20 protein-coding genes are annotated in these 23,730 nt (G+C 35.0%); 1 reads left to right on the forward strand and 19 read right to left on the reverse strand.

Annotated elements, in window-relative coordinates; genetic code table 11:
- Window positions 1-2: 2 nt before the first annotated feature.
- The 6 genes from J0A69_RS19170 to J0A69_RS19195 all read right to left on the reverse strand — a co-directional run bounded on the left by J0A69_RS19170 (window position 3) and on the right by J0A69_RS19195 (window position 9,409).
- Window positions 3-1,109 carry a glycosyltransferase family 4 protein gene (locus tag J0A69_RS19170; protein ID WP_206588238.1) on the reverse strand — a complete coding sequence of 369 codons (1,107 nt, stop codon included), beginning with the start codon at window positions 1,107-1,109 and terminating at the stop codon, window positions 3-5.
- Complete coding sequence (locus J0A69_RS19175) at window positions 1,106-2,905, reverse strand: ABC transporter ATP-binding protein (RefSeq protein ID WP_206588239.1); 1,800 nt, start codon at window positions 2,903-2,905, stop codon at window positions 1,106-1,108. The genes J0A69_RS19170 and J0A69_RS19175 overlap by 4 nt, the downstream gene beginning before the upstream one ends.
- Window positions 2,906-2,963: 58 nt before the next feature.
- Entirely contained in the window at window positions 2,964-5,327 is a 2,364-nt protein-coding gene (locus J0A69_RS19180; protein WP_206588240.1) for a GumC family protein, read from the reverse strand.
- Window positions 5,328-5,337: 10 nt separating this feature from the next.
- The gene (locus J0A69_RS19185; RefSeq protein ID WP_206588241.1) at window positions 5,338-6,147 is read right to left on the reverse strand and encodes a polysaccharide biosynthesis/export family protein; all 810 of its coding nucleotides are present in this window, start codon (window positions 6,145-6,147) and stop codon (window positions 5,338-5,340) included.
- Window positions 6,148-6,218: 71 nt separating this feature from the next.
- On the reverse strand, window positions 6,219-7,517 hold the full coding sequence (locus tag J0A69_RS19190; protein ID WP_206588242.1) for a nucleotide sugar dehydrogenase: 1,299 nt from the start codon (window positions 7,515-7,517) through the stop codon (window positions 6,219-6,221).
- A 227-nt stretch (window positions 7,518-7,744) separates the two neighbouring features.
- A complete protein-coding gene (locus J0A69_RS19195) occupies window positions 7,745-9,409 on the reverse strand; it encodes a capsule assembly Wzi family protein (RefSeq protein ID WP_206588243.1) in 1,665 nt (554 codons plus the stop codon).
- A gap of 64 nt (window positions 9,410-9,473) precedes the next feature.
- Between J0A69_RS19195 and J0A69_RS19200 the strand changes: the two genes are divergently transcribed.
- The gene (locus tag J0A69_RS19200; RefSeq protein WP_206588244.1) at window positions 9,474-10,811 is read left to right on the forward strand and encodes a right-handed parallel beta-helix repeat-containing protein; all 1,338 of its coding nucleotides are present in this window, start codon (window positions 9,474-9,476) and stop codon (window positions 10,809-10,811) included.
- Here the strand turns inward: J0A69_RS19200 and J0A69_RS19205 are convergent.
- From J0A69_RS19205 to J0A69_RS19265, 13 genes are all read right to left on the reverse strand, one after another.
- Window positions 10,808-11,443 carry a WecB/TagA/CpsF family glycosyltransferase gene (locus tag J0A69_RS19205; RefSeq protein WP_236033019.1) on the reverse strand — a complete coding sequence of 212 codons (636 nt, stop codon included), beginning with the start codon at window positions 11,441-11,443 and terminating at the stop codon, window positions 10,808-10,810. The genes J0A69_RS19200 and J0A69_RS19205 overlap by 4 nt on opposite strands.
- A 62-nt stretch (window positions 11,444-11,505) precedes the next feature.
- Complete coding sequence (locus J0A69_RS19210) at window positions 11,506-12,540, reverse strand: glycosyltransferase family 4 protein (RefSeq protein ID WP_236033034.1); 1,035 nt, start codon at window positions 12,538-12,540, stop codon at window positions 11,506-11,508.
- A gap of 20 nt (window positions 12,541-12,560) precedes the next feature.
- Window positions 12,561-13,811: an O-antigen ligase family protein gene (locus J0A69_RS19215; RefSeq protein WP_206588247.1), complete on the reverse strand. Its 1,251-nt coding sequence runs from the start codon at window positions 13,809-13,811 to the stop codon at window positions 12,561-12,563.
- On the reverse strand, window positions 13,812-14,879 hold the full coding sequence (locus tag J0A69_RS19220; protein WP_206588248.1) for a Wzz/FepE/Etk N-terminal domain-containing protein: 1,068 nt from the start codon (window positions 14,877-14,879) through the stop codon (window positions 13,812-13,814).
- Window positions 14,872-15,819, reverse strand: a complete 948-nt coding sequence (locus tag J0A69_RS19225; protein ID WP_206588249.1) for a glycosyltransferase family A protein — start codon at window positions 15,817-15,819, stop codon at window positions 14,872-14,874. The genes J0A69_RS19220 and J0A69_RS19225 overlap by 8 nt, the downstream gene beginning before the upstream one ends.
- Complete coding sequence (locus tag J0A69_RS19230; RefSeq protein WP_206588250.1) at window positions 15,819-16,694, reverse strand: glycosyltransferase; 876 nt, start codon at window positions 16,692-16,694, stop codon at window positions 15,819-15,821. Before J0A69_RS19230 ends, J0A69_RS19225 begins: the two co-directional genes overlap by 1 nt.
- Window positions 16,687-17,769 (reverse strand): glycoside hydrolase family protein, encoded by a 1,083-nt coding sequence (locus J0A69_RS19235; protein ID WP_206588251.1) that lies wholly within the window; start codon window positions 17,767-17,769, stop codon window positions 16,687-16,689. Before J0A69_RS19235 ends, J0A69_RS19230 begins: the two co-directional genes overlap by 8 nt.
- Window positions 17,770-17,776: 7 nt before the next feature.
- Window positions 17,777-18,700: a glycosyltransferase gene (locus tag J0A69_RS19240; protein ID WP_206588252.1), complete on the reverse strand. Its 924-nt coding sequence runs from the start codon at window positions 18,698-18,700 to the stop codon at window positions 17,777-17,779.
- Complete coding sequence (locus tag J0A69_RS19245) at window positions 18,701-19,465, reverse strand: class I SAM-dependent methyltransferase (RefSeq protein WP_206588253.1); 765 nt, start codon at window positions 19,463-19,465, stop codon at window positions 18,701-18,703.
- On the reverse strand, window positions 19,452-20,381 hold the full coding sequence (locus J0A69_RS19250) for an ATP-grasp domain-containing protein (RefSeq protein ID WP_206588254.1): 930 nt from the start codon (window positions 20,379-20,381) through the stop codon (window positions 19,452-19,454). The genes J0A69_RS19245 and J0A69_RS19250 overlap by 14 nt, the downstream gene beginning before the upstream one ends.
- 196 nt (window positions 20,382-20,577) lie before the next feature.
- Entirely contained in the window at window positions 20,578-21,654 is a 1,077-nt protein-coding gene (locus J0A69_RS19255; RefSeq protein WP_206588255.1) for a DegT/DnrJ/EryC1/StrS family aminotransferase, read from the reverse strand.
- The gene (locus tag J0A69_RS19260; protein ID WP_206588256.1) at window positions 21,651-23,090 is read right to left on the reverse strand and encodes a lipopolysaccharide biosynthesis protein; all 1,440 of its coding nucleotides are present in this window, start codon (window positions 23,088-23,090) and stop codon (window positions 21,651-21,653) included. The genes J0A69_RS19255 and J0A69_RS19260 overlap by 4 nt, the downstream gene beginning before the upstream one ends.
- A complete protein-coding gene (locus tag J0A69_RS19265) occupies window positions 23,087-23,716 on the reverse strand; it encodes an acetyltransferase (protein ID WP_206588257.1) in 630 nt (209 codons plus the stop codon). Before J0A69_RS19265 ends, J0A69_RS19260 begins: the two co-directional genes overlap by 4 nt.
- Between the last annotated feature and the right edge of the window lie 14 nt (window positions 23,717-23,730).

Below are 23,730 nucleotides of genomic sequence, written 5' to 3' on the forward strand. Positions count from 1 at the left end.
TACTAGACTAAAATTAAATCTGCTATTTGTTTGGAAATTGCATTGGTTGAATAATTCTCCAGATACTTATTTCGAAGTCGCATCTTCTCTCTCTCTATTTTTTGGGGTTTAAAAGTCCCCAAATTTTCAATAATATCCGATAAGGAATTGGATGGGCTAATTATAAAAAAATCATTGTTTAAGCGTCCAGGCATTGCGCCTACTCTTGTTGAAATAATAATTTTTCCTGCCGCCATGGCCTCTACCCCTGTCATGGGCCCAGTTTCTTCTGAGGAATTGATAATCAAACTATCAAATTCGTAAAACATCATTTCCATAGTTTGGGCCGGAAAAAACCCTCTTATTTCAACATTATTTATTGAATTCCTCTGTATGATTTTTTTATATGAAGATTCTAATTCCCCTTTACCAAAAAGCAATAATCTTAATTTTGGAAAATTTGCAAAAGTTTGGATAACTTCTTCCACCTGTTTCACCTCCATGAATAGACCTATCATGGCAAAAACCTGACATTTTTGATCTATGGGGACCTTAAGTAATTTTTCCTCTTGGATTGCAGTTTGATCTATAAAATAATGAGGAAGCGTTGGAATGAAATCTCTCAGAAGATTGGGATCATGGAAAATATAAGCTCTCTTAGTGAGATTTAAATTTAGCCCATCTTTAACAAGTGTGTCAAAGTTTTTTAATGTACCTGTAAACCGAATATATATCGGCAGGTCCAAAGAAGATTCGAATATTTCTCTTTCAGATGAGCTGTCGTTGATAAAAAGAATAATTCCATCAAACCCATTTGCAAATCTGTTCCAAGAAGAACTTTTAAAAAATAATTCTCTTCTTCCCTTTAGGAATTTTGAAGCCCAAACTCTTATCAGTAAAGATTTTAATGCTGGAATTCTATCAATCTTTTTTCCAAATATGATGTGAGCAGACTCCCAAACTTTTACATGATCAAAATAATGCCCTGAATTAAATCTTGAGAAAACTTCGACAATTGCTCCATGGGTATCTAAAGCTCTTGCCCAGACCTTCATTTCCTCGAGTCTTCCTCCAACACCCTGCTCGTTTAATGGTCCTACTAAAAGAATTTTTTTTTGAATAGGTATCAAAACTCCTGTAATTGGACCATTCTTCTGAAATTTGAGTCCGAGTGAAATAACTGATCAAAGTCCCCTGAAGCTTTTATTCTACCATTATCAATCAAATAGATTTTATCGACACTTTTGATTGTGCTTAATCTATGCGCAATTAAGATAATGGTATATTTCCCTTGAAGGGAATTTATATTCTCCTGAATTACTTTTTCAGAATCAGAATCTAATGCAGAAGTTGCTTCATCAAAAACTATGATCTCCACTTCTTTAAATAGTTCTCTTGCAATTGAAATCCTTTGTTTCTGACCTCCTGAAGCTTTAACTCCATTATCTCCTAAAACCATATCTTCTTGACCTTTTAGGCTTCGAACGAAATCTGTTAGGTTTGCCATTTCAATTGCTTTCCAAAATCTTTCTAAATTTTCTTGAGTCTTTGGTAGCCAAAAAGTAACGTTATTAAAAATAGAGTCATTAAAAATAACAGGCTCTTGTGTTATATATCCTACTTTTGACCTAAGCTCCAGAATATTTAATTGGTTTCTCTCTTGGCCATTAATGTAAATTTTACCTTGATTGGGATTAAATAAGCCAACAATTAGATTTACAAGTGTGGTCTTACCACTTCCACTAGGTCCCACAAATGCAATTGTCTGATTTTTTTGAATCTCAAGATCCACATTTTCAAGAATTTGCAGACCGTCTTTAAATCCAAATCCGACCTTATCAAGAAAAATATAATCCAAAGGTCCCATTCCATTTCGACCATCGTTTATTTCTACTCCCTCATCAAACATCTGAATTATTTCAGTAGAAGAAACAATCCCGCCAAACTGGGATATAAAGGTCTGCCAACTAGACTGGACACTAATGACATAATTCAAGGCTCTATAAAAAAACATTAAACTCAATAAAATACTCGCAAGTCCGCCTCCAAGAAGACTCACCTGAATAAGAATAACCAGTACTACAATAATTAGAATAATTGGCTCTCTGAGTCCATTTAAAAGAGAATTATATAAGCCGATTCTCTTTTGAAGGTTTTCTATTTCATCTACTTGTTTGGTAAGCTTTTGCTTGTAATTCCTAAAATAAGAAGTGGCTTTAAGGTATTTAAAGTGCTGTACAGCTTGGATCAAAAATGACTGAAAAACGTGGCCCTTATTGGAAATATTAATTGAGGCTACCTCCGTTCTTCTAAACAACATTTTAAAGAACACATTAGAAATAAAGCCTCCGATACTGACAAGGATTGCAAACTGCCAATTCGAAATAAAGGCAAGCCCCATATACACCAATAATAGGACAGCGTATTGAAGAGTATTAAAATAACTGATGAAAGAGGCTGTTACTTTATAAACCTCTGCAGAAAGCGTATTTTGAATCCGACCAGCATCCATCCCAACAAAATTTTGGTAGCTGACATCCTCCATACCATCCAACATCTTAAACCTAAGTTTCTTAACAAAAAATATCTGGAGAGACACTTTATAATAACTGTCAAAAAATTTAAATATTCCTTTGATTAAAAATAGCGTAGTCATGAATATCAGAATATTCCCAACATTCAAATTGAATCCTACAGAATTCATGAAGTCTAGCAAAAAATCTAATTCCCCTAGTTCGGGGTTGGTGCTTTGAGATGAATCATCTACAGCCACTTGGAATAGAGGAATAAATAATGCTAGCCCAAAACCGTCCAATAAGCCAACCAAAAGGCTAAGCAATATCAAGACGAAGATTTTGTATTTTAAATAAGAAAAGAAGAAAAAGAAATACTTGAAGTTTTTCTCAATAATTCCTTTTAGAAGCATAATTTTTGAATAAAAAAAAGGGTTTGAAATTCAAACCACTTTTTGTTTAGCAAGGTATTTATTTTTTGTCGTCCTCGTAGTAACCATAGCCATACCCGTAGGAATAGCCATATCCATAGGCAACCTTCTTAGAATCAACGACACCATTGAAGATGCCAAATATATTTTTGATTCCTTTATTAACCTTCAAGCCATTAACTGCATCAATGAATGCTCTCTGGCTATAATTTTGTCTGAAAACGAAAAGGCTACAATCAACGAGTGTTAACAAATCCAAAGTTTCACTCACTAAGCCTACAGGAGGAGTATCCAAAACTATTACATCATATCTTTCCTTGAGCGACTTCAGTAACTGTTCGAATCTTGCGTCAAATAATAACTCTGCAGGATTTGGAGGTGTAGGTCCAGCAACAATCACCTCAAGATTAGAATATTTCGTTTTGGAAATGATTTTTTCATAATCAGGTTCTTGACCACTTAAAAAAGTGGATAAACCTTTATCATTTGTCAAATCAAAATTTGCAAAGATTTTAGGTTTCCGCATATCACATCCTACCAAAATTGTCTTCTTACCTGTTAGACTATATGCCGAAGCAAGGTTCATTGCGCAGAATGTTTTTCCCTCACCTGAAATAGTGGAAGTAACCAAAAATGTAATTTGCTTATCCTTAGGAAGAATAAATTTCAAATTAGCCCTTAAAGACCTGAAAGATTCTGAAATCCCTGACTTTTTATGATCAAAAACAACGAGATTACTTTCGCTTTTTTTGTTTTGAAGAATAGTACCTAGTAAAGGGATCTTTAATTTATTTTCCAGGTATTGTACATCCTCAATTTTCGTCCTAAATAATTCTCTTACAACAACAAAAGAAACAGGGAAGAATAGCCCAAGTAAAAATGCTATAAGATAATTTTTTAATGGGGTTGGACTTATCTGAACACCACCTCTTGCAGGCTCAACAATCTTATTATTTGCTTCATTGGATGCTTTAGAAATTGCCGCTTCCGCCCTTCTCTCCATCAAATAGTTGTAAATATTTTCAGTTAGAGAAAACTCCCGTTGAATTCTTATTAATTGTTGTTCTGTTTCAGGAAGACTTGCAAAAGACCTTTCAATTTCATCAATCCTATTTTCCAGGTCATTTATTAAGGAATTCGAATTAAAGTCGACATTATTTAAATTCTCTCTAATAGAGAGGTTTAAATCACTTATTTTTCTATTTACTTCCTTAACAGCCGGAGATGCTTCAGTTTGGCTGGCTAGCATTCTAGACTTATCAGCCTGTAATTCAAGAAGGTTTTCAATCAATCCATTTAAGAAAGGATCTTCAATACCAATCCCTGAAGGAACTATTACATCTTGATAGCTTTCATTAGCCAGATAGTTCTTTAAGTCTTGGTAATATTTTCTTTTGAATTCCTCTTCAGCTAGTTGATTCTCATATTCTATTAACCTTTCGTAAACAGAGGAACTTTCGGAGCTTAGATTATATGTTTTATTGGAAGATCTAAAGTTTTGAAGTTGGTTTTCAAAATATCTCAAAGAATCAGCAGCTCCTGCAACCTGAGAGTCAATGAAATTTACAGTTTTGCTTGCAGACTGATTTTTTTGATCCAACTCCATATCCAAAAAAGTTTGCATCAATGTATTTAGATACACTTCACCTTTTTGAAGGTTTGGACTTGTCACCGACATCAACATAATTGAAGCTCCTCTTTCTACAGGCTCAATTTTTAGAGAGTTGGCATATCTAGTAGCTAATGAATTTAAATCCCTCAGTTTGACCAAAATACTCCCTGATTCATCAGAGGAAACTTTAAGTACTTTGATTGATAATTCATTGTTACTTAATAATTCATTGAAATTATATTGAATAGGGTCTGGTTTTATCTGAAGTGAAACTTTGCTCCCATCAGGCAATAATTTATTGTATACCTCATCAACATATGTCAGTGTAAATTGGGAATTATTATTCCATTCAATTTTTAAAAAACCATCAATGGTTTGTGGTTTTTTCCAATCCACTTCCACGATTATTGGTTTACTCTGATAAATTTCAGAATCTACAAAAGAACCTTCTTTGTAGTATTCAACCTGAAAGTCCAGCTTTTTCAAAACCTCTAAAGCGACAGGTTTTGACTTTAGAATAATCGTCTCATTTTGGAGCCCCATACTAGAGCTTTCAATTATTCCAGGAGAACCGAAAAATGCCAAAGGGTTCTCCTTTTCTTTTATAAAAAACATTCCCTCTACCCTGTAAAAAGGAGGAGATGTCTTAGTATACAGAAAACCTAAAACCAGAAAAACAATAACGGAAATCAGAATAACCAACCATCTCTGGATGAGCTTATTAAAAATAGCCTTTAATTCAAAACCTGAGTCTTCGACTAAAAAGTCGTTTTCGTTACTTTCAAAATTCATAAATAGCTTATTAGCGAACTATTGTTAAAATTAGCGCAATAGTAGATACTGTAGAGGTAATTAAAGCAAGTGTTTGAATAAAATTCGTTCCTGCACCTAATTCTCTAACTTTTAAAGGTTCAGCATAGATTACATCATTGGGTTTCAAAAAATAAAACTCTGAACCTAACAATTCTCTATCATTTAAATTGATTTTGTGGATTTGGCTTCCGTCAGGATATTGACGCAATAAAATTATCTCATCCCTTTTTGCAATAGTGGTCAAATCCCCTGCTGCAGCTAAAGCTTCAAAAATAGTCACTCTATTCTGCAAAATAGTCTGTTTTCCAGGCGCATTGAATTCACCTAAAGCACTGAACCTAATCCCTCCCAATCTGACTCTAACAAAAAAATCATCATCAGGAACAAATTTCTGAACTTTCTCTTCAATCAGAGATTTAGCCTCCTCAGTAGTTAGCCCTACCAGATTTACTTCTCCCAACAGTGGAATTTCAACTTTCCCTTCTTCATCTAAAGTATAACCATTCATAAAAAACAGGTCTCCACCACTTTGGCCCATGTTCATATTCATGTTATTCTGATCCCCAGTTACGATGCTAAAAATGTCATTTAATTCTTCACTGGAGGTTTTGATATTAATTTCGACAATATCGAAATTTTGAAGTCTGTATTTTTCTTCATTGTATCCATACCTATCACTTGAATAGACGTTGGGATTACTATCCTCAAGTTCTTGCAAGTATACAATCTTCTTATTTGAAACACATGAAGATAGAATTGCTATAAGCACAAAAAGTTGAACTATTATTTTAAAATTCATTTTACCTTTTATTAACTATTTTAAATTTCGGCTAAAATAAGACAATTTTTGATGATAAAATCGATGTCAAATTATAATCTAGCATCTACTGAATCCTTATTCAAAACTCCTTTCACATCGTAGACAACCTGATCTGCCGATTTACTGATATTCAATGTTTTAAATTGATGATGTGATACAGCAAGGATAATTGCAGAATACTGCTTCAAGTCAGGAGATTGGCTTCCACTCATAATTTGAATACCATATTCATGTGCAACTTCCTTCGGATTAGCCCATGGATCATAGACATCTACGTCCATGTCAAATGATTTCAACTCTTTGTAAATATCGATAACACGGGTATTTCTTACATCAGGACAATCCTCTTTGAAAGTAAATCCTAGAATCAATACTTTGGAATCAATTACCTTCAAATCTTTTCGCATCATAAGCTTGATTACCTCCGTGGCCACATGTTTACCCATGGAATCATTCAGCCTTCTACCAGCTAGGATTATTTCAGGATGATAGCCCAGTTCCTGAGCTTTCTGGGCCAAATAGAATGGATCAACACCAATGCAATGACCTCCTACTAAACCTGGTTTGAATTTCAGGAAATTCCACTTAGTACCTGCTGCTTCCAGAACTTCATTTGTATCAATCCCCATAAGATTGAATATCTTCGAAAGCTCGTTTACAAAAGCAATATTGATGTCTCTTTGGGAGTTTTCTATGACTTTGGCAGCTTCTGCAACTTTAATGGAAGAAGCTTTATGAGTGCCAGCTGTAATAACAGTTTTGTAAAGCTGATCTACGTATTCAGCAACTTCAGTCGTACTTCCTGAAGTAACTTTTAGGATTTTAGCTACAGTGTGCTCTTTATCTCCAGGATTGATCCTTTCAGGGGAATAGCCTGCAAAAAAATCTTTATTGAATTTCAATCCAGAAACTTGTTCAAGGACCGGGACACATTCATCTTCTGTCACTCCAGGATAAACAGTTGATTCGTAGATTACAACATCACCTTTTTTTAGAAACTTCCCAATGTTTTCTGAAGCCTTGATCATAGGAGTCAGAACAGGTCGGTTGTGTTTATCTGTTGGAGTAGGAACAGTTACTATATAAACTTGGCAATCCTCTAGAAGCTTGGAATCACTAGTTGGAAATAAACCTTTTTCAAAGGATTCAGAGCTTGATAGAACTGATTGAAGAAGCTCATTTTCCACTTCCAATGTGTTATCTATTCCTGATTTCAATTCGTCCACACGTCTGGAATCAATATCAAAACCTACTGTTGGGTACTTTTTAGCAAACTCGACTGCCAAGGGTAAGCCAACATAGCCTAGTCCGATTACAGCAATTTTCACATCTTGAATTGGTGTCAACATTAAATCAAAAATGTTTTAAGTGGAAGGTAATGAATTAATACAGCTTCGCCCTTTCGGTCACAGAAACCCAGCAGTGGATAATTTAGAAAATCAGTTTTTTTATTGATTTTCATCCCTAAGGAAGCTTGATTTTCTTTACTAAATAAATAAAATGAGTACCAAAGTTACTCATTTGAAATCCTTAGCAAAAGTAATAGGAAATGATTGAAATAAAACGCTTAAACTATTTACTTCTTTAGATTATAGGTTAGGTGGAAGTTCCCGAAAAAAGCAAACTTCTTTTGTCCATTGGGATAGTCTGTAGTGCTGATGTCTTCAGACTCCCACTGGTAGTTTATGCTTCGGATAAATTGTGCCTTTCCACTTAAAATAAGCCTATTGAACTGCTGGTCCCAAAGTAGCCCAAGACTAAAATCTATCCAGGGCTTTTTTTCCGGGTTCCTTCCAAAAGCTCTATAAAAAAAGTCCTGATTATTGGCCAATCTTTCCAATAGGATGCCGCGTTTGTTGAGTCCATCAACTTGAGAGATTTCTAATGTTTGAACATTTGATCCCACTCCTGGCCCCGTTCCTAATGCCTCTCCAAAGTTGGTAAACCCTCTAGCTTGTCCATGTGTATGCCAAGTATACGATCCACCCAAGCCTGCATAACGGATTGTCCTATTGATGGATTCTTGTTGATTAAGCATTTCTGCCCTTACCTGGTAGGTCTTCCCAAAATGAAAAAGCTTCTGGAAACCAAGTAAATAGGCTCTGGCATGTTCGGGGTTTAAGGTTGCCTCTCTCCAATTAAATGCATGATCCCTTCTTCCATATTCAAAATAAACTTCTGCCTTGGCGGAAGGAATTACTGCCCTACCAAAAAATGTAACTTGTTGATCTCTTCCCTCATCATCTTTGTCAAAACCATAAACAGATTTTTGGAATGGCTCCAAAACAGGGAAGTAATCGATAAAATCATTTCCTCTCTGACTATTGTATTGTTGATGAGTACGATTAACACCCACGAAAAAACCTGGGATCCATTTGGGTTGATAGGTAATAGTTAAGGCATTTAAATATTTAAAATCGCCGCTAAAAGGAGCAAAATATTCATCATTTAAGGCTTGGATCTGAGAAGGAGCTATCCCTGAATCTTCTATTTTCCCAACTAAAAGCTGTGCCTCAAATGTACCAAGGAAGGTTTTAGCCGGTCTACGTGTATTTAAAGTGAAATGGGGAAAGCTTCGTGCATTATTACTGAATGTCAAGGCACTAAACTGGCCAGGACCCCACCAAATGTTTTCGGTAGAAAGCCCCGTTTCGAATGCCCCTGCCTGAATTGTAATCTTAGATTGTCCCCACCAAAAAAATGAAGTTGAGCCATCCCCGTATCTTTCAGGATAATCCCCAAAACTCCAGTATCTATATTTAGCCCTATAAACTCTGGCATCAAATCCATCACCAAAACCTTGATAGGGCTTATTTTGAGTCCAGACAAATTCGGGAGAAAACTGAATTCTTAAAATTGAAGCCTTTAAAGAAAATCCTATTTGGGAATAGGATTGGATTCCCACATTTGGCACCATTGCCCCATTTCCCCATCCGTATGGCTTTCCTGTATTTATTGCTACTTTTTGTCTGAAATAGGTTGGGACGTTAAAAGACTTTCTTTGCTCGGTTTTTGATAGACCAAGAGAAAAAGTATCTGATTGATTCAAATGAAAAAAAGAATTCCATTGATCAGGTGAGAGTTCGAAGGGTCTTAGAGCGAAAGAGATGTTTTTACTTACTTTTCCTTCTAATTGCCATCTGCGGAATGCTTCTTCCAAAACAGGATCTCCAGACTGTAATGTTTGTGCATTAAGCTGAAAACCAATCACCAATAATGAGAATAAGAATAAAAGCTTCAACTTAAAGCCCTTCCTCCTTCCTATTAAATTAGTAATTTGAGAATCTAAACCCAATGAATGAACAATGAAAACTGTAAATAAAAGTTCAAATTTCTTCAGTGTAATTATTTTTTTAATTATTCTATCAACTCAAGCTGGGTATTCACAAAAGCTAAACATTTTAGTATATGGAGCAGATCCCAGTGGAGTTTCTGATAATACTGGAATTATCAATGCTTTAATAGATAGTTTATCAAAAGGTGATGGTGGAACTGTAATAATTCCGGAAGGAAAATATCTATTACATGATGCTTTGATTCTAAAATCCAATGTATCCATTGAAGGTGAAGGTGTCCAAAAAACCATTCTTTTCCGCAATCCTGAAGTAGGTAATTGGAACAGCAGCAAGTCACAAGCAATCATCACTACAGACCCTAGTGTTGTAAATGAAAGTATTTCAGTTTCAAATCTTTCCATAGAAGCCGCTTATAAGAAAAAGGAATTGAAGGCCAAAGGAGGAATTTGTCTCCGAAATTGCACCAATTCTAAAATCAGCAAGGTGGAAACAAGTAATACTTGGCATGGTGTAGCTTTTTATGATTTTAAAGGAGCTAATTCTGGAAATATCATTCAAGATGTCACTTCCTTAAATGCCCATGCTTTTACCACTGAAAATAATTCTGGAAGATCTAGAGGGATACTTACTACTGATTTTGGGACAAAGGTGATCAACTCAACTAGCAAAGGAGCCGGAACTGGTTTTTATGCCAATGGAAAGGATATCAGCTTTGAAGGCTGCAGAGCTGAAAATTGGTTTGAGGACAATGGCTATTATTTGATTGTTGATAATCTAATTGTAAAAGATTGTATTGCTAAAGGAGGTCCAAGTCCAGAAAAAGGATTTGGTTCCGGCTTTGCGATTGCTTACAAGAAGAATGGATTGATCCAAAACAGCCAGGCAATTAATTGTAGCAATTATGGATTCAGAATTCATGTTCCTCAATCTGACACCAAATTAATCAACAATGAAGCAATTGGATGTGGTATTGGGTTTGGGATAGAAACAGCATCCCATCCTTTTCCTGAAGTGTCTGAACGAATAGAGTTTACCAATAATGTTGCTGAAAAGAGCGGATTATATGGATTCCTTTTCCGGCAGATGAGTAATTCCAAAGTGGTGGGAAATAAAGCTATTAATGGCAATCAAAGAGGTTTAACACTTTCCACACGCGGAGCTATTGCTTTGAAGGAGTATCTGAGTAATAATGAGTTTTCCAAAAACAATTGCATAGACAACCAAGCTATGAAAACTCAACTTTTCGGAATCTATGACTACTCTGTGGATCAAATTTCTTCCGCTTCAAAAAAGGGGAAGAACAATAAAATCTCCCATAAATCAAGCAATGGGAAAGATGTCTTTTAATATTTTTTCCGCAGCATCTTCCAGGTAAAATCAATTAATTTGACCTGACGAAAAGCTCTTTTTGGCTCAGATATGAGTCGATAAAACCACTCTAGCTTCATGTCCAAAAAAAACTTTGGAGCACGCTTTGTCTTGCCAGAATAAATATCAAAGCTACCTCCAAGTCCTAAATAAACACTGGGGTGTTTTGAAGCCATTTCTGTCATCAAACGTTCTTGACTTGGGCTTCCCATGGCAACAAAAACAAAATCAGGCTTTTTTCTCACAACATCTTCTATCAATTCTGCTCTTTCATCCTCTTGGAAATATCCATTCCTAAATCCAGCGAGTTTAATTCCAGGAAAATCAATTTTTAATTTTCTGATAGTTGATTGAATTATCTCTTCTCTTGCACCAATGAAATAAAAAGTCTTATCCTTATTGAATTTATTAACAAACTCAAGCCAAAGCTCAACGCCAGGTATTTTTACAGCTTGCTTCATACCTTTTTGATGAAGTGCCCAAACTGCCCCTACTCCATCTGGATACCCAATATTTAGATTTATTACATCCTTTAATTCTTCAGTAGCATTATAAATTTTCTCAGCATTTACAGCAACGAGAAGCTTTTTTTGATCGGAAGAAAATTTCATGAGTTCATCTTTTGACTTAAACCCATAAATTTTTATCCCATTGATTATCCTAAAATCTGCCATCAATTAAGACTCTTCAGTTTTTCTATTAATTCGTTTGTGACTTTATTTGAACGGTAAGCTTGTGAAGTTTTAACAGCATTTTCTGCCATTATCGACCTTTCATCTTCTCCTAATTGATAGTACTCGACAATTTTCTCTACCAGTTCGTTATGATTTCCTTGCTCAAAAAGAAAACCATTTATTCCATCCCTTAAATATGTTGGAATACCCCCAATCCTTGAACCAATAACCGGTACTCCACAAGCCATGGCTTCTATTCCAACTAAGCCAAGGCTTTCTTCCAATTGGGATGGGAAAACAGCAAGGTCCCAGTTCCTAATTATTTTAGCACTATTGGCTTGTGACAAAGGTCCAAAGAATTGAACAGATTCAAGCAAATTATTTTCCTGGCAAAAGGAATGTAAACTATTTTCTAAACTGCCCCCGCCAATAATATCTAGCTTTAACGAAATACTTTTTTGAATTTCAATAAATGCCTTTAAAAGCGTTTCCAATCCTTTTCCTGGATCCAAGCGACCAAAATATCCAATCTTTCCTGAATCAGTCTTTTTAGGAAGAATAGGATAAAAGACCTGATCATTAATTCCCCCTGAAGGAGATATATAAATCTTCTCCTTAGAAACCCCTAGGTTTTTAATTTTTGATACAAAAAACTCAGAAGGGACTACCACTAAATCAGCAGATTTAATCAATTTAGAATTGAATCTTCTGATTTTGGAAGCTAGTTTACCTGTGCCTAAAATATCCGTTCCGTGTGCATTTAAAACCAATTTTTTGTCTTTGCGACGCTTCCAAAAATTTAATGGAATCAGACTATGTTGCATGTAATGAACATAAATCAGATCAAAATCCCCTCTATTCGATTTCCAAATTACCTCAACAAAAAACACCAAATAAGCCCAAATCCTTGCTAATCCTGCTTTTCTTCCTTTGATTAAAGAAGATTCAACAATTTCGACCCCTTCCTTTCTTATAGCTTCCTCAAAATTCTTGACAAAAACCCCAAATGAAGGGTATTTGGAATTAGGGTACATATTGGAAACCAAATAGACTTTCAAGTTTTTTGAAATGCTACAGGTAGTCCATTGAAAAAACCTAAACTGATACCAAGCATGGCTGAATTGAAAACATGTCCTGCCATGAAAGAGATGAGTATCAATATCAAGTTTACTGCCCACATATATTTAGTTACTTCCCTTCCTGAGGGAATAATACTTCGTATTAAAATCAGCAGGTAAAACCCTAAAATTATTACTACCCCCAAAAATCCATTCATAAATAAAAGGTCAAAAAAATCAATTTCAATGGTATGAGCTACTCCATGGAAAATTCTCATTTGCTCGAGAAACTCCAGATTTCCTAGACCTAATAAATAATCCCAAAAAGAATATATGTTGGGATAAAAGGTCATCGCCCCTAAGACCATTTGATTTCTTCCTGATAAAATAAAAGTCAAAATATCCATTCGCTGATAGAAGAAAGATATCCTATCTATCAAACCTGTGGATTTAATTCCGATGTACAATACCACTGGAATTGCAATGATGATGATAGGGATAAGAAGATATTTAAACAGTTGCGCTAAAGATATTTTTTTGGGAACCTGTAAATCAATTTCTAGCAAAGAAATAATTAGCAAAATTCCCAAAATCGCTGTTTTTGAAGCGTTTAATATCCCTAGTAATAGGAGAAAAATGAAGAATGCAGATTTAAAAAGGAAAGATTTATCCCTTATCAAATACCAGCAAGTTGCGCTGAAAAGCACAAATATTCCCGCCACCTCATTTCCGGCAAAGAAAAAACCTCTTCCTCCTATTCCTCCTTCTGGACCATTATATTGGGAATATCCAATCCCCATGACACCCAGTAAAATATTGGTTGCGATCAATGCGAAATTAAACCAAGCAAAAAGTTTAAAGAGACGACTTTGACCCCAATCATATTTGGGAAGACTTGCAAAAAAGAAAAAAGAGATTGGAAATAATAGCAATTTTAAATTGTATCCGATATTTCCAACCACAGTACTTGTTTCTCCTGAGGAGAGAGATTGAGTAATTGGTGGCACTATAAAAGCCAAAATTAAAGCAAGAGATAAAAGGAAATAGGTAAGGTTGCTTCTTATGAGATAAAGTAAAATCCCAAATAAAATGGCCATTTTAAATAGTTGAGAAATACTTATACCTATCCCTATTCTCAACAATACACCATTGAAACAATCCACAGCTAAATAGACTAGGACCATTCCGATGAGAATTTTTCGGAGATAAATAAATAGATAATCCTGAGATGAAATCTCGTTTATCATTTAAGAAAGATAGATTTTTAAATAATTCACCAATGCCCAAACAAAACCTGAAACAAATCCCAAAAAGACACAAATAGCTAAGATCAATGGAATGTTTGGCTTTGAGGTCTGATAAGAGACAACTGGAGGATTTATCACCGTCAAGACAGGAATATCCTCCTGAACCTTAATTTTTGCCTGGTCTAATTGAACAGCAAGATTGGTATATAGATTACTGGCGATATTAAATTCCGCGACAAGCCTTTCTTCTGCTGCCCTTCCCGTAGAGAAGCTCAAATTTTGATTTCTATCCCTAAAACTTGCCAATTCGCTCTGTGTATCATAAAAGTTCTTCTTTGCCTCATCGTATTGCTTTTGAACGAATTCAAGGTTCTGTTCAGCTTTCTCTGTTTTATTTTTAATCACAAATTGAGATAAAAGCTGAAAAACCTCTGCAGCTATTTGAGCAGATGCCTCTGGGTCTACCGATTCAACTACCAATGAAATTGCACCTGAATTAGGATCAGATTCAAGGGTGAGGATTTTTTTGAATTCATTAAAAACAGGCACCAATTCTCTTTTTACAAAAATGGAAGAGTCTTGCATCTCATTAACAAAATCCAGTTCAACCTCATTTGAACCAGATAGCGTGGAAGGCAATCGAATGGTATATTTTTTTATTAAGCTGGATAAGGATGGTCTTCTGTAGGTTTCTACAAATGCTCCAACTTTTACTTTATTTCCAGGATCTGTAGATAACTGAATCTCTTCTTTACTTAATTTCCATAAGAAGGGGTAACTATAAATGACTTCCTGATAAATTGATGGGGATAAACCATCCTCTGCACCACCAGAAAGCCCACCCAAATTTAACCCTGATAAACCGCCCAGTTGTTTCATGAGACCAGATGCGCCAGAGGAAGAATTACTTTGGGCAATAAATTTAATGGTCGATTGGTAATGGTTTCTGGTCAGTAATATTATCAGTAATCCAAGGGCAATAAAAAGAAGGATACTCTTTAAAAAGAGCATTTTCTGTTTGATAAAGTATTTTATCAAATCCGCTAAGTCTATAGGTTCATTAGCCATAAAAAGGTTCTTTCTTATCTAAGTACATTTTATATAAAAACCTAACTGGTTTGAATTTAAACAAATTGACAATCAAATATTTATAAGGATCCGGCTCTCTGTAAAGCCAGTTTACAAAAGAAGAATCAAATTTCCCGGCCTGAATTGATTTGGCAATCAAAGCCAAAAGATATTTATTGGAAAATTGCATCAAAAGTACTTTCAGTTTAGAATCAGTACTCACTTTCAATTCACTCCTGACTGTTTTCATGATACAGCCTATTTCAAAAGACTTTTGAACTTTGGTGACCATGTTGACACTTTCGGTTTGATAAGTTGCCAAAATTTTATTGATAAAAACCATTTCTTTCGACTTTAGTAAAAGTCGAAGCCATGTATCAATATCTCCTCCAGCTTTGCATTTACCAGCTGGGAACATTTCAACTTTCTCCAAAAGCTCTTTTTTCACGGTTACAACAGAAGTCCAAATCGTTGGGGAATTTTGAATGCTTTGTTGTAAAAATTCCAAAAGTGATATCCTGACAATTTCATTTTCAGGAAATGTCTTTGTCGCCGGGCAATTCACTTCGCCCTTTGAAGTCTTCACTTTCCATCCTGAGGAAAATATCGAGATTTCAGAATATGAATCTATAGCCTTTTTTATATTCAATAAGTAATCCTTCTCCCAATTATCATCAGCATCTAAAAATGAAACCCATTGAAAATTGGAGTTAAGAACTCCCAAATTTCTTGCAGCGTAGCCGCCTGGACCTGGAGTGTCTCTATAAAATATTCTTATTCGAGGATCTTGAAATTGTGTACATGCCTCTTTGGAGCCATCTGTAGATCCATCATCAACTAAAATCAATTCAAAATCTTGATATGATTGATTTAAGACGGAATTAATAGATCTCTCTAGGTGTGGCTTTTTATTATAAATAGGAATTACTACACTGAACATTAACTTCTTTCCGCTTGCTTCTTAGTCAATGTAAGCTTCAATAATTCTTTCACTCCTACCCATTCTAGATACCAACGCATCCTAAAAAGCTTTAGCTTTTGAGAAAAAGTAAGTTTGGGAAAAGTAAAAATTGTAATTGGTGGTCGAAGAATATGAAGAGTAAATTTCAGTTTTTTGAAAAACGAAAAGCCTTTAAAAAATTTGAAATACATGCCTCCACTCGTCCGTTTCTTTTTTTTGATCAAAGATTCAAAGTGGAGTCTTGCGGGGTGATTTACAACTACATCTTCTCCGTAAACTAATTTAAATCCTTGGGAAGTTGCTTTTTTGGTCCAAAGAAAATCCCCTCCTGACAATAAATTCTCTTCAAATTCGCCAACAGATTGGACTACCTCTGAGGTTACAAATAGATTAGCGGTAATGCTTTGTTGATTTTGGAGCACATTTCGCTTTTGATTAAATGAAAATATTTTTTCAAAGAGATATGTTTCTTCATCACCTTCCGGAGATTTAAAAAAAATCATCTTTCCTCCCACCATATCTGCTCCATCTTGAAGTAATCTCACTCCATTTTCGAGCCAGTTGGGTTCAGGAATACAATCGGAATCTGTAAAAACTATAATCTTCCCTTTGGCAACTTTTAATCCCTTATTCCGGGAAGCATAAGCTCCTTTTTTTAATTCTTTTAGAATCTTGATGTTCTGGCTTAAGGTAAAATCCTCAGGAAATACAGAGTCTGGATCATTGTCGACTACCAATACTTCAATTAAGCTAGGATCAATTTTTTTTTGATTCTGGATTGCATCCAGGGTTAATCTCAAAGAATCCCAGTCTTTATAAGTTGGAATGATAATGCTAATCAATATATCATCCATTGAATTCGAAATCGATGTCATCTAAGCTATAAAGCTCATAGAATCTAGCAGCAGCTGTATTCAGATCGTAAGGATTGGCTTTATTTAAAGTGGACTTAGCTGTATCGAATGATTTTTCAAACTGCTTAGAAAGTAATCCGGGAATTTTGCTCTTTTCACCAAACTGTTGCTGTGCAAAGGCTAATTCTATTCCTGGAGGATTATAAGGGAAGCCATAAATGGAATCTTCTAATTTTTTATGAAAATCTTCCGTATTCACCACTTTCATCATGGCAAGAAATTTCTGGGAATTAAAAAATCCAAGCTCAGGATAAGTATCTTTAATTAAGCCCAAAGCATATAAATTAAATCCATGGTAACCGACAGATTTTGAATAAAGCTTTTCTTTTTGGGCTTTTGGGGTCCTCAGCTCCTTAATTTTCGCTCTTAATCGACTTTTTGTTCCTGCCTTTTGATAGAAAATCGGGGAATGTTTAATCACCCCATCTGGATAGATATCCATGTTATTTTCTATATGATTGATAAAATGGCTAGTTGATTCTTGAATACTTTTATCACCATATTTAGACAGTTTGGCACCGATTGCTGCAAACCAGAGTTGATGATTGAATGTGGTATCAAAACCTCTTATGCTACCGTCAACATTAACTGTTTTCCATGCAGAAAGCTTTTTATCATAAGGATGAAGTTTGAAAACTTCAATTGCCAAGTTTAGACTTTTTTCATCTTTTAAAACTTCATGAGCATAAAGCAAAGCTTCCATAGTCCAAGCCTGTCCCATTAATCCGTTTGAAAAATCTTTTTTTGGATTCTTTCTATGCCAAAATGTGGCATTCATTGGTCTTGAAGTTTGAGAATGTAGGTAAGCGATACAATTCTTTGCAGCATTTAGGAATTTGTCTTCTTCCGAAATTTGATATGCCTTCAGAAATGTGATTAACCAATGTGAAGTATTTCTGACAGGAGTCTCAGAATCCAAGTAGGGACCATTATTACCTGCTGGCAAACTTCCATTTTCAGCTTGAAATTCCAAAGCAGCTGTTGCAGCTTTTACAAAAAGAGAATATAGTTTCATGCGAAAATTATCGGACTATGGAAATAAGATTGCCGAAAAACACTTTTGCAGAATCGATTTTATTGGTTTTACTCAGTTGGTGAATCAAAGAAAAACTTTTTCCAAAATCCTTATTTAGAATATATAGCCTAGAAAGTTTTCTTCTGATATGATAAATCCTGTTTTCGATGGCCAATTGCTGCTCCTTTTTGAGAAAAACATTTTTCATCTTTAGGAAGGTTTCTAATTGCATCTCAAACTGTCGGATTTTAGACTTCCCAGACCAAATCCCCTGATTATGCACTCTATAATGACCCGTGATGATGTTTAGATATGCGATAGGTCCATAATTAGATGCCAAGGCGCACATAAAATTATCTGCGTTGAAAGACTCAAAAAACTCTTTTGGGAACTCAAAATCCACACTTTCTTTCCTAAATACAGAGGTTAGAATTTTCGGCTTATATTTTTTGAAGATGACTTCCTGAGTTATTGTTTTGGCAGATTTAGTAGAACCCCAACCCTTTTCTTTAATTATTTCTCCAGCGCTGTTTATTTCTGAATAATTTGTACAGCACATGGAATAATTGGGGTTATCCTCTAAAAAATCAACCTGTTTTTGAAGTTTCAAAGGATCTGTCCAATAATCATCTCCTTCACATGTCGCGATGTATTTCCCTTTACTTCTGGCAAAATTATATCTGACGGCAATTCCCCTGACACCCTGAGAATACTGATTTTCCTTTTGAATAATGGGTTTAAAAATACCCGGGTATTTCTCCGTATACTCTTGTATTATCTCCTGGGTCCCATCAGTTGAGGCGTCGTCATGAACAAGAATTTCAATTTCAAAATCTGTCTTTTGGGCCAGAAAACTATCAAAGCATTTCCTCAAATAAGGAGCATGATTGAAAGTAAGACAAGAAATTGAAACCAATGATACTTTTCCCATTTAAGAGAGTGATTTCAAAATGAAGATAGGTCTATTTCTGAATTCACCCATTGCATCTGAGCGTTCTAGATTGCTCTCATTTGCTAATTGATAGCTGGTAATACCTTCATGCTCTTCAGCAATTCCAATTTGAGTTATTTCCCATTTGCCCTTGATAGCATCTTGTACGAAATCAATCATTTCCTGCTTGGTGCCATTTTCAAAAAGCAATAGGTTTCGATCACCTTTCCAGCAAAAACCCAACTGTAAAACAAGATAATCTGTTTTGCTCTCGAAATAGTTGATTGATGTTTTCATCAATTCTTTGGCTTCTTCCATCGTGCAAGAACTGTCTCCAAAATCATCTCCTAAATGATGGATGACATTAAAAAGTAAAACGATATCGAATTTTTGGTCCTCTAAATCAGATTTAAAATCGAAGTATTTGTTCAACACTTCGATGTTTTTATTTAGGATTTCCGAACCTTTTTTTACGAATGAGGCATGATTGGCATTTCCCTCTACATAAGTTACTTTATTAGCTCCTTCGTCTAAAGATTCGAAAGTGAAGAAACCAGTGTTTCCTCCAATATCCAAAACATGCTTGCCTTGAAAATCCAATTGGGTTTTTAACCAGTCAAATCTCTGTTGTTCGTATCTCGCGATAGCCTGTGAAATATCCCCCTCATCCAAAATTTCTTTTAAAGCTTTTGGTATAATCTGATAATTGGAATGCTTACTATTTTGCTTATACAGCTCAACCAACTCCTTTTCAGCTAATCTCATTCAAATAAATATTAATTGTATCTTCTTTTTGATAAATATCCTTGCAGGCAAATTTTGAAAATTCACGAATAAATTCTCCTTCACTAAAATTATGAAACGTAATTTCTTTAGAATTCTTTTGATCACTTACGATGCCTCCTGACCAATAATAATACGTTTCTGGTAAATATTCTGCTGGCAATTTTTCCGCCAAAAGTTGGTTTTCAACTGCAAAACAATGAAAAAGATCCATCTGTGCATCTAAAATCAATTGAGATGGTCCCCAAAGTCTTGGATTCGCTTCTATCATAGTAAAGCCTGAAGAATTCAATTTTAGCTCAACCATCACTAATCCAAAAAAGCCTGATTCTACAAATAAATTAGCAAATTTTTCAGCGATTTTGTCTTTATGAAACTCCCCGGATTTTGAAAGGATCATTGAAGCGCCTTCAGCTTGCTGAATAAAATTTTCTTGCGAATATACCTTGTAAGAGCCATCCTTAAAAATATAGTAGAGTAAATAAATACTTCTTCCTTCTATGAATTCTTGGAAATAATAATTCTCTATATCCTCAATTTTAGCTAATTGGTTTAAGTCTTCTGCATTTGTTATTAACAAAGGTTTTTCATTCACCTTGGTTAAATCCTGAGCATATTTTTTTGGTTTTACTACAAATGGAAACTTATCTGGAACCTCTGAATATTCCTGTGGAATTTTTATTCTGGCTTTTTCACATAGCTGTCCAAAAGCGTATTTATCAGATATTAACTCATAAGTTTCAGAAGAACATAATCCAATTTTTATGTTTTCTTTTTCAAGTTGACTTTGATGCAGTAAAAGAAATCTGTTAAGGTATTCTGAGGAAGGTAGAATTAGTACATCTCCATTTGCGTTTCTAGCTTCATTCGCAAATGAGATCACTTCCTCTATTTCCAACACATTTTCCTTCCTAACTCCGATCAAATTACCTTTATATTCACTTAGATAAATCGTGTCTTGAGTACCATTCGCAACAATATGGAATGGGATTTTTTCAGCATTACAAAATCTACAAAAGGCAATAACTGCTCTTGGGTTCTGCCCGGAAAAAATCAAAACTGAATTCAAAATCGCTAGATGACTGATTTGATTATTAAGAATAAACAGAATTTATGATTCTACAGATTAAGTCAACCTCTTCAAAGGATAGCTCATAATATAGAGGCAAGCATAATACTCTCTTGGAAATATCCTCGGAAATAGGCAAAGCATCTTCTTGAATATATGGAAGGTGGACTAAGCTAGGGTAGAAATATCTCCTTGGGAAAATTTGAGATCTATTTAACCTTGTCATACATGTAATCGCAGCTTTTTCATCCTCAAACAAAACAGGATAATATCCATAATTGAATTCAACACTACGATCAATCTTCGGCTTTTGAAGCTTAATATCTCCAAGTTTTTGATCATAATTGATGCTCAGCTGCTTTCGCTTCTGAATAATAGCTTCAACTTTCTTCAAATTAACCAATCCAATTGCCGCATGAAATTCGGAGTTTTTGCCATTTACCCCTAATTCACTAAAAACTTCAGGTCCATCATGCCCAAAATTTCTCATGAGGGCCATTTTTTTATGAAGTTCCTTATTGTTAGTAAAAACTCCTCCCCCTTCCACGGTATGGAATAATTTAGTAGCATGAAAGCTCGCGGTACTTACATCTCCATATTCGAAAATTGATTTTCCTTTGTATTTAACGCCGAAGCAATGTGCTCCATCGTAAATCACTTTCAGGCTATGCTTTTTTGCGATAGCATCAATTTTCACTACATCACAAGGATTCCCATATACATGCGTTGCAAGAATAGCAGTGGTTTCTGCTGTGATGGCAGCTTCTATCTTCTCTGGATCTATATTGAAGGTTTCTGGATGAATATCCACAAAAACAGGCTTACATCCTTCCCAGACCAAACTGCTGGTAGTAGCCACATATGAAAATGGAGTGGTTATGACCTCCCCGGTAATTCCTAATGCTTTCAATGCTACCTGAATGGCAAAAGTACCATTATTTAAAAAAAGGAAATTCTTTAAACCTAAATAGTCGCTGACTTTCAGTTCCAATTCATTTACTAATGGCCCATTATTGGTCAACCATTGTCTTTTCCATATACCCTCCAAATAGTGAGTATATTCTTCCAAAGGGGGTAAATATGGTTTTGTAACTGGAATCATCTTTTTAGTACAAGTTTTCTAAAATCAATCAATGGCTCTGATTTAAACACAAAGGAAATCAGCAAATACAGAATCATCCCAGAAATCCCTCCGATCAAAACTCTAAATAGATCAAATGAGGAATTGGAAGGTAAATATTCATTAAGTATAAATACAGGAATAGCCATGGTTATTCCGATGATAAAAATCGGAATAATATCTTTAATCTGATGCAAGGTTGCATACCCTATCAGCCTGCCACTGTAATGTGAATTGATCAAAAAGGCTAGGATATTCAGGATTACCTGAACCCATAATAAACCGAAAATCCCAAAACTAATAGCTGCAAAAAGACCAATAGTAGTTAGTGATTTCTTTATAATCTCAAGTTTCAGATAGAGGTCACTTCTACCCTTTACTTTCAAAATATTCAAATTATAGGAATGAATAGGATACATAATCCCTATGAAGCAGAGTATTTGAAAAAAAGGAACTGCTGGCAGCCATTTTTCTGTAAGCAAAAAACGAAATAATGGTTCAGCTAAAATTGAGGCCAATGTCATGACAGGCATTAACCAAAACAAAACCTGTTGCATCAACCTTTTGTAAATATTTTTTAAGCGTTCGTTATCATCCTGGATTTCCGAAAACATTGGAAAAGTAACTTTCGACAAGCTAGTAGAAATATTTTGTACTGGTATTTGCTTCAAGGAGTCAGCTCGGGTATAATATCCTAATTCTGCCACACTAAAATATTTTCCAATAGCTACATTATAAATGTTGGAGAATACAGAATTCAAAATTCCTGAGAGTGTGATTTTATATCCAAATTCAAAATGATATTTCAACTTACTCATACTGAAAACCCAGGATGGTTTCCAATTAGAATGAAACCAAAACTGAAATGCAGCAAATAAATGTTGAGTCAAGGTCATATAAACCAAAGCCCAAACCCCAAAATCTTGGTAGGCCAAAACAATCCCCACCAAACCAGAAATAATTACAGAAGGCAGAACAATTTTTAGCTGGGTTTTAAAATCCATTTGCTTTGTCATCCGGGTTCTCTGTACTCCTGAGAAAGCTGAAATTATAAAACTCAAACAATAGACTCTTATGATATCGATTAATAAGGGTTGCTCGAAAAAATTCGAAATCAGAGGAGCTGAAAAAAACATTGCAGTGTAAACAATGAGGCTACCCATTAAATTTAAAAAAAACACTGTAGAGAAATCAGTTTGATCGGCATCCACAGTTCTGATCAAACTGGATGTAAGTCCACTATCTATAAGACTATTTCCCAAAGCAATGAAGACAGAAAGCATCCCAATCAATCCAAAATCAGAAGGCAGTAGAATTCTTGCAAGAATAATTGAGACGAGAATACTACTCCCCTGAACCGAAAATTGCTGTGTAAAACTCCAGAAAAGACCGTTTAAGGTTTTCTTTTTAAGAGTCATTCTGCTTTTTCAATTTCAAAAGGAATTGCCGGAACACCAATTAGCTTAACTTGATCTGGAAAATTTTTGGTCACCACTGAGCCAGCTCCTACTATCACATTGTTTCCGATTTGTATTCCTGGCAATAAAACTGCCCCTGCACCTATTCTACAGTTCTTTCCAATTTTGACATTTCCAAGCAGAATAGCACCTGGTCCTATTTCACTGAACTCGCCAATTTGGCATTCATGATGAACATTTGCCCGGGTATTAATCAAAACCCCTTTACCGATTTTTGTTATAGGCCCAACAAAAGCAAAAGAAAGTGCATCAAAACTTTTCTCTAGTTCATTTTGATTCACAATATGATCACCAGTTAAGGGAACAAACAATCCTCCCAAATCAATAAAAAAGTCAAATAATTTTTTCCTGAATTCCGGATTTCCAACTCCCAAAGTGAATCTCGGGTCATTTTTCAATCTTTCAGCTAATTCTTTTTCATCAACGATTATATTTTCAGAGAAGACAAATGATTCTTTTTTGGTTTTATCCTGATCAAAAAAGTAAATGTCTGAAGAAGAAAATCCCATGCTGATCAGACATGATCTAACTTCCAATCCATGACCTCCTGCTCCAGCTATAATCATCGTTTCAAATCAGT

This window comes from Algoriphagus pacificus, from assembly GCF_017254845.1.
In the GTDB taxonomy this organism is placed as follows: Bacteria; Bacteroidota; Bacteroidia; order Cytophagales; family Cyclobacteriaceae; genus Algoriphagus; species Algoriphagus pacificus.

Excerpts from the sequence above, each read along its gene's own strand:
- J0A69_RS19175 (WP_206588239.1), bottom strand. The coding sequence starts at position 2,905 with ATGCTTCTAAAAGGAATTATTGAGAAAAACTTCAAGTATTTCTTTTTC.
- J0A69_RS19180 (WP_206588240.1), bottom strand. The coding sequence starts at position 5,327 with ATGAATTTTGAAAGTAACGAAAACGACTTTTTAGTCGAAGACTCAGGT.
- J0A69_RS19185 (WP_206588241.1), bottom strand. The coding sequence starts at position 6,147 with ATGAATTTTAAAATAATAGTTCAACTTTTTGTGCTTATAGCAATTCTA.
- J0A69_RS19190 (WP_206588242.1), bottom strand. The coding sequence starts at position 7,517 with ATGTTGACACCAATTCAAGATGTGAAAATTGCTGTAATCGGACTAGGC.
- J0A69_RS19200 (WP_206588244.1), top strand. The coding sequence starts at position 9,474 with ATGAAAACTGTAAATAAAAGTTCAAATTTCTTCAGTGTAATTATTTTT.
- J0A69_RS19205 (WP_236033019.1), bottom strand. The coding sequence starts at position 11,443 with ATGAAATTTTCTTCCGATCAAAAAAAGCTTCTCGTTGCTGTAAATGCT.
- J0A69_RS19210 (WP_236033034.1), bottom strand. The coding sequence starts at position 12,540 with ATGTACCCTAATTCCAAATACCCTTCATTTGGGGTTTTTGTCAAGAAT.
- J0A69_RS19215 (WP_206588247.1), bottom strand. The coding sequence starts at position 13,811 with ATGATAAACGAGATTTCATCTCAGGATTATCTATTTATTTATCTCCGA.
- J0A69_RS19220 (WP_206588248.1), bottom strand. The coding sequence starts at position 14,879 with ATGGCTAATGAACCTATAGACTTAGCGGATTTGATAAAATACTTTATC.
- J0A69_RS19225 (WP_206588249.1), bottom strand. The coding sequence starts at position 15,819 with ATGTTCAGTGTAGTAATTCCTATTTATAATAAAAAGCCACACCTAGAG.
- J0A69_RS19230 (WP_206588250.1), bottom strand. The coding sequence starts at position 16,694 with ATGGATGATATATTGATTAGCATTATCATTCCAACTTATAAAGACTGG.
- J0A69_RS19235 (WP_206588251.1), bottom strand. The coding sequence starts at position 17,769 with ATGAAACTATATTCTCTTTTTGTAAAAGCTGCAACAGCTGCTTTGGAA.
- J0A69_RS19240 (WP_206588252.1), bottom strand. The coding sequence starts at position 18,700 with ATGGGAAAAGTATCATTGGTTTCAATTTCTTGTCTTACTTTCAATCAT.
- J0A69_RS19245 (WP_206588253.1), bottom strand. The coding sequence starts at position 19,465 with ATGAGATTAGCTGAAAAGGAGTTGGTTGAGCTGTATAAGCAAAATAGT.
- J0A69_RS19255 (WP_206588255.1), bottom strand. The coding sequence starts at position 21,654 with ATGATTCCAGTTACAAAACCATATTTACCCCCTTTGGAAGAATATACT.
- J0A69_RS19260 (WP_206588256.1), bottom strand. The coding sequence starts at position 23,090 with ATGACTCTTAAAAAGAAAACCTTAAACGGTCTTTTCTGGAGTTTTACA.
- J0A69_RS19265 (WP_206588257.1), bottom strand. The coding sequence starts at position 23,716 with ATGATTATAGCTGGAGCAGGAGGTCATGGATTGGAAGTTAGATCATGT.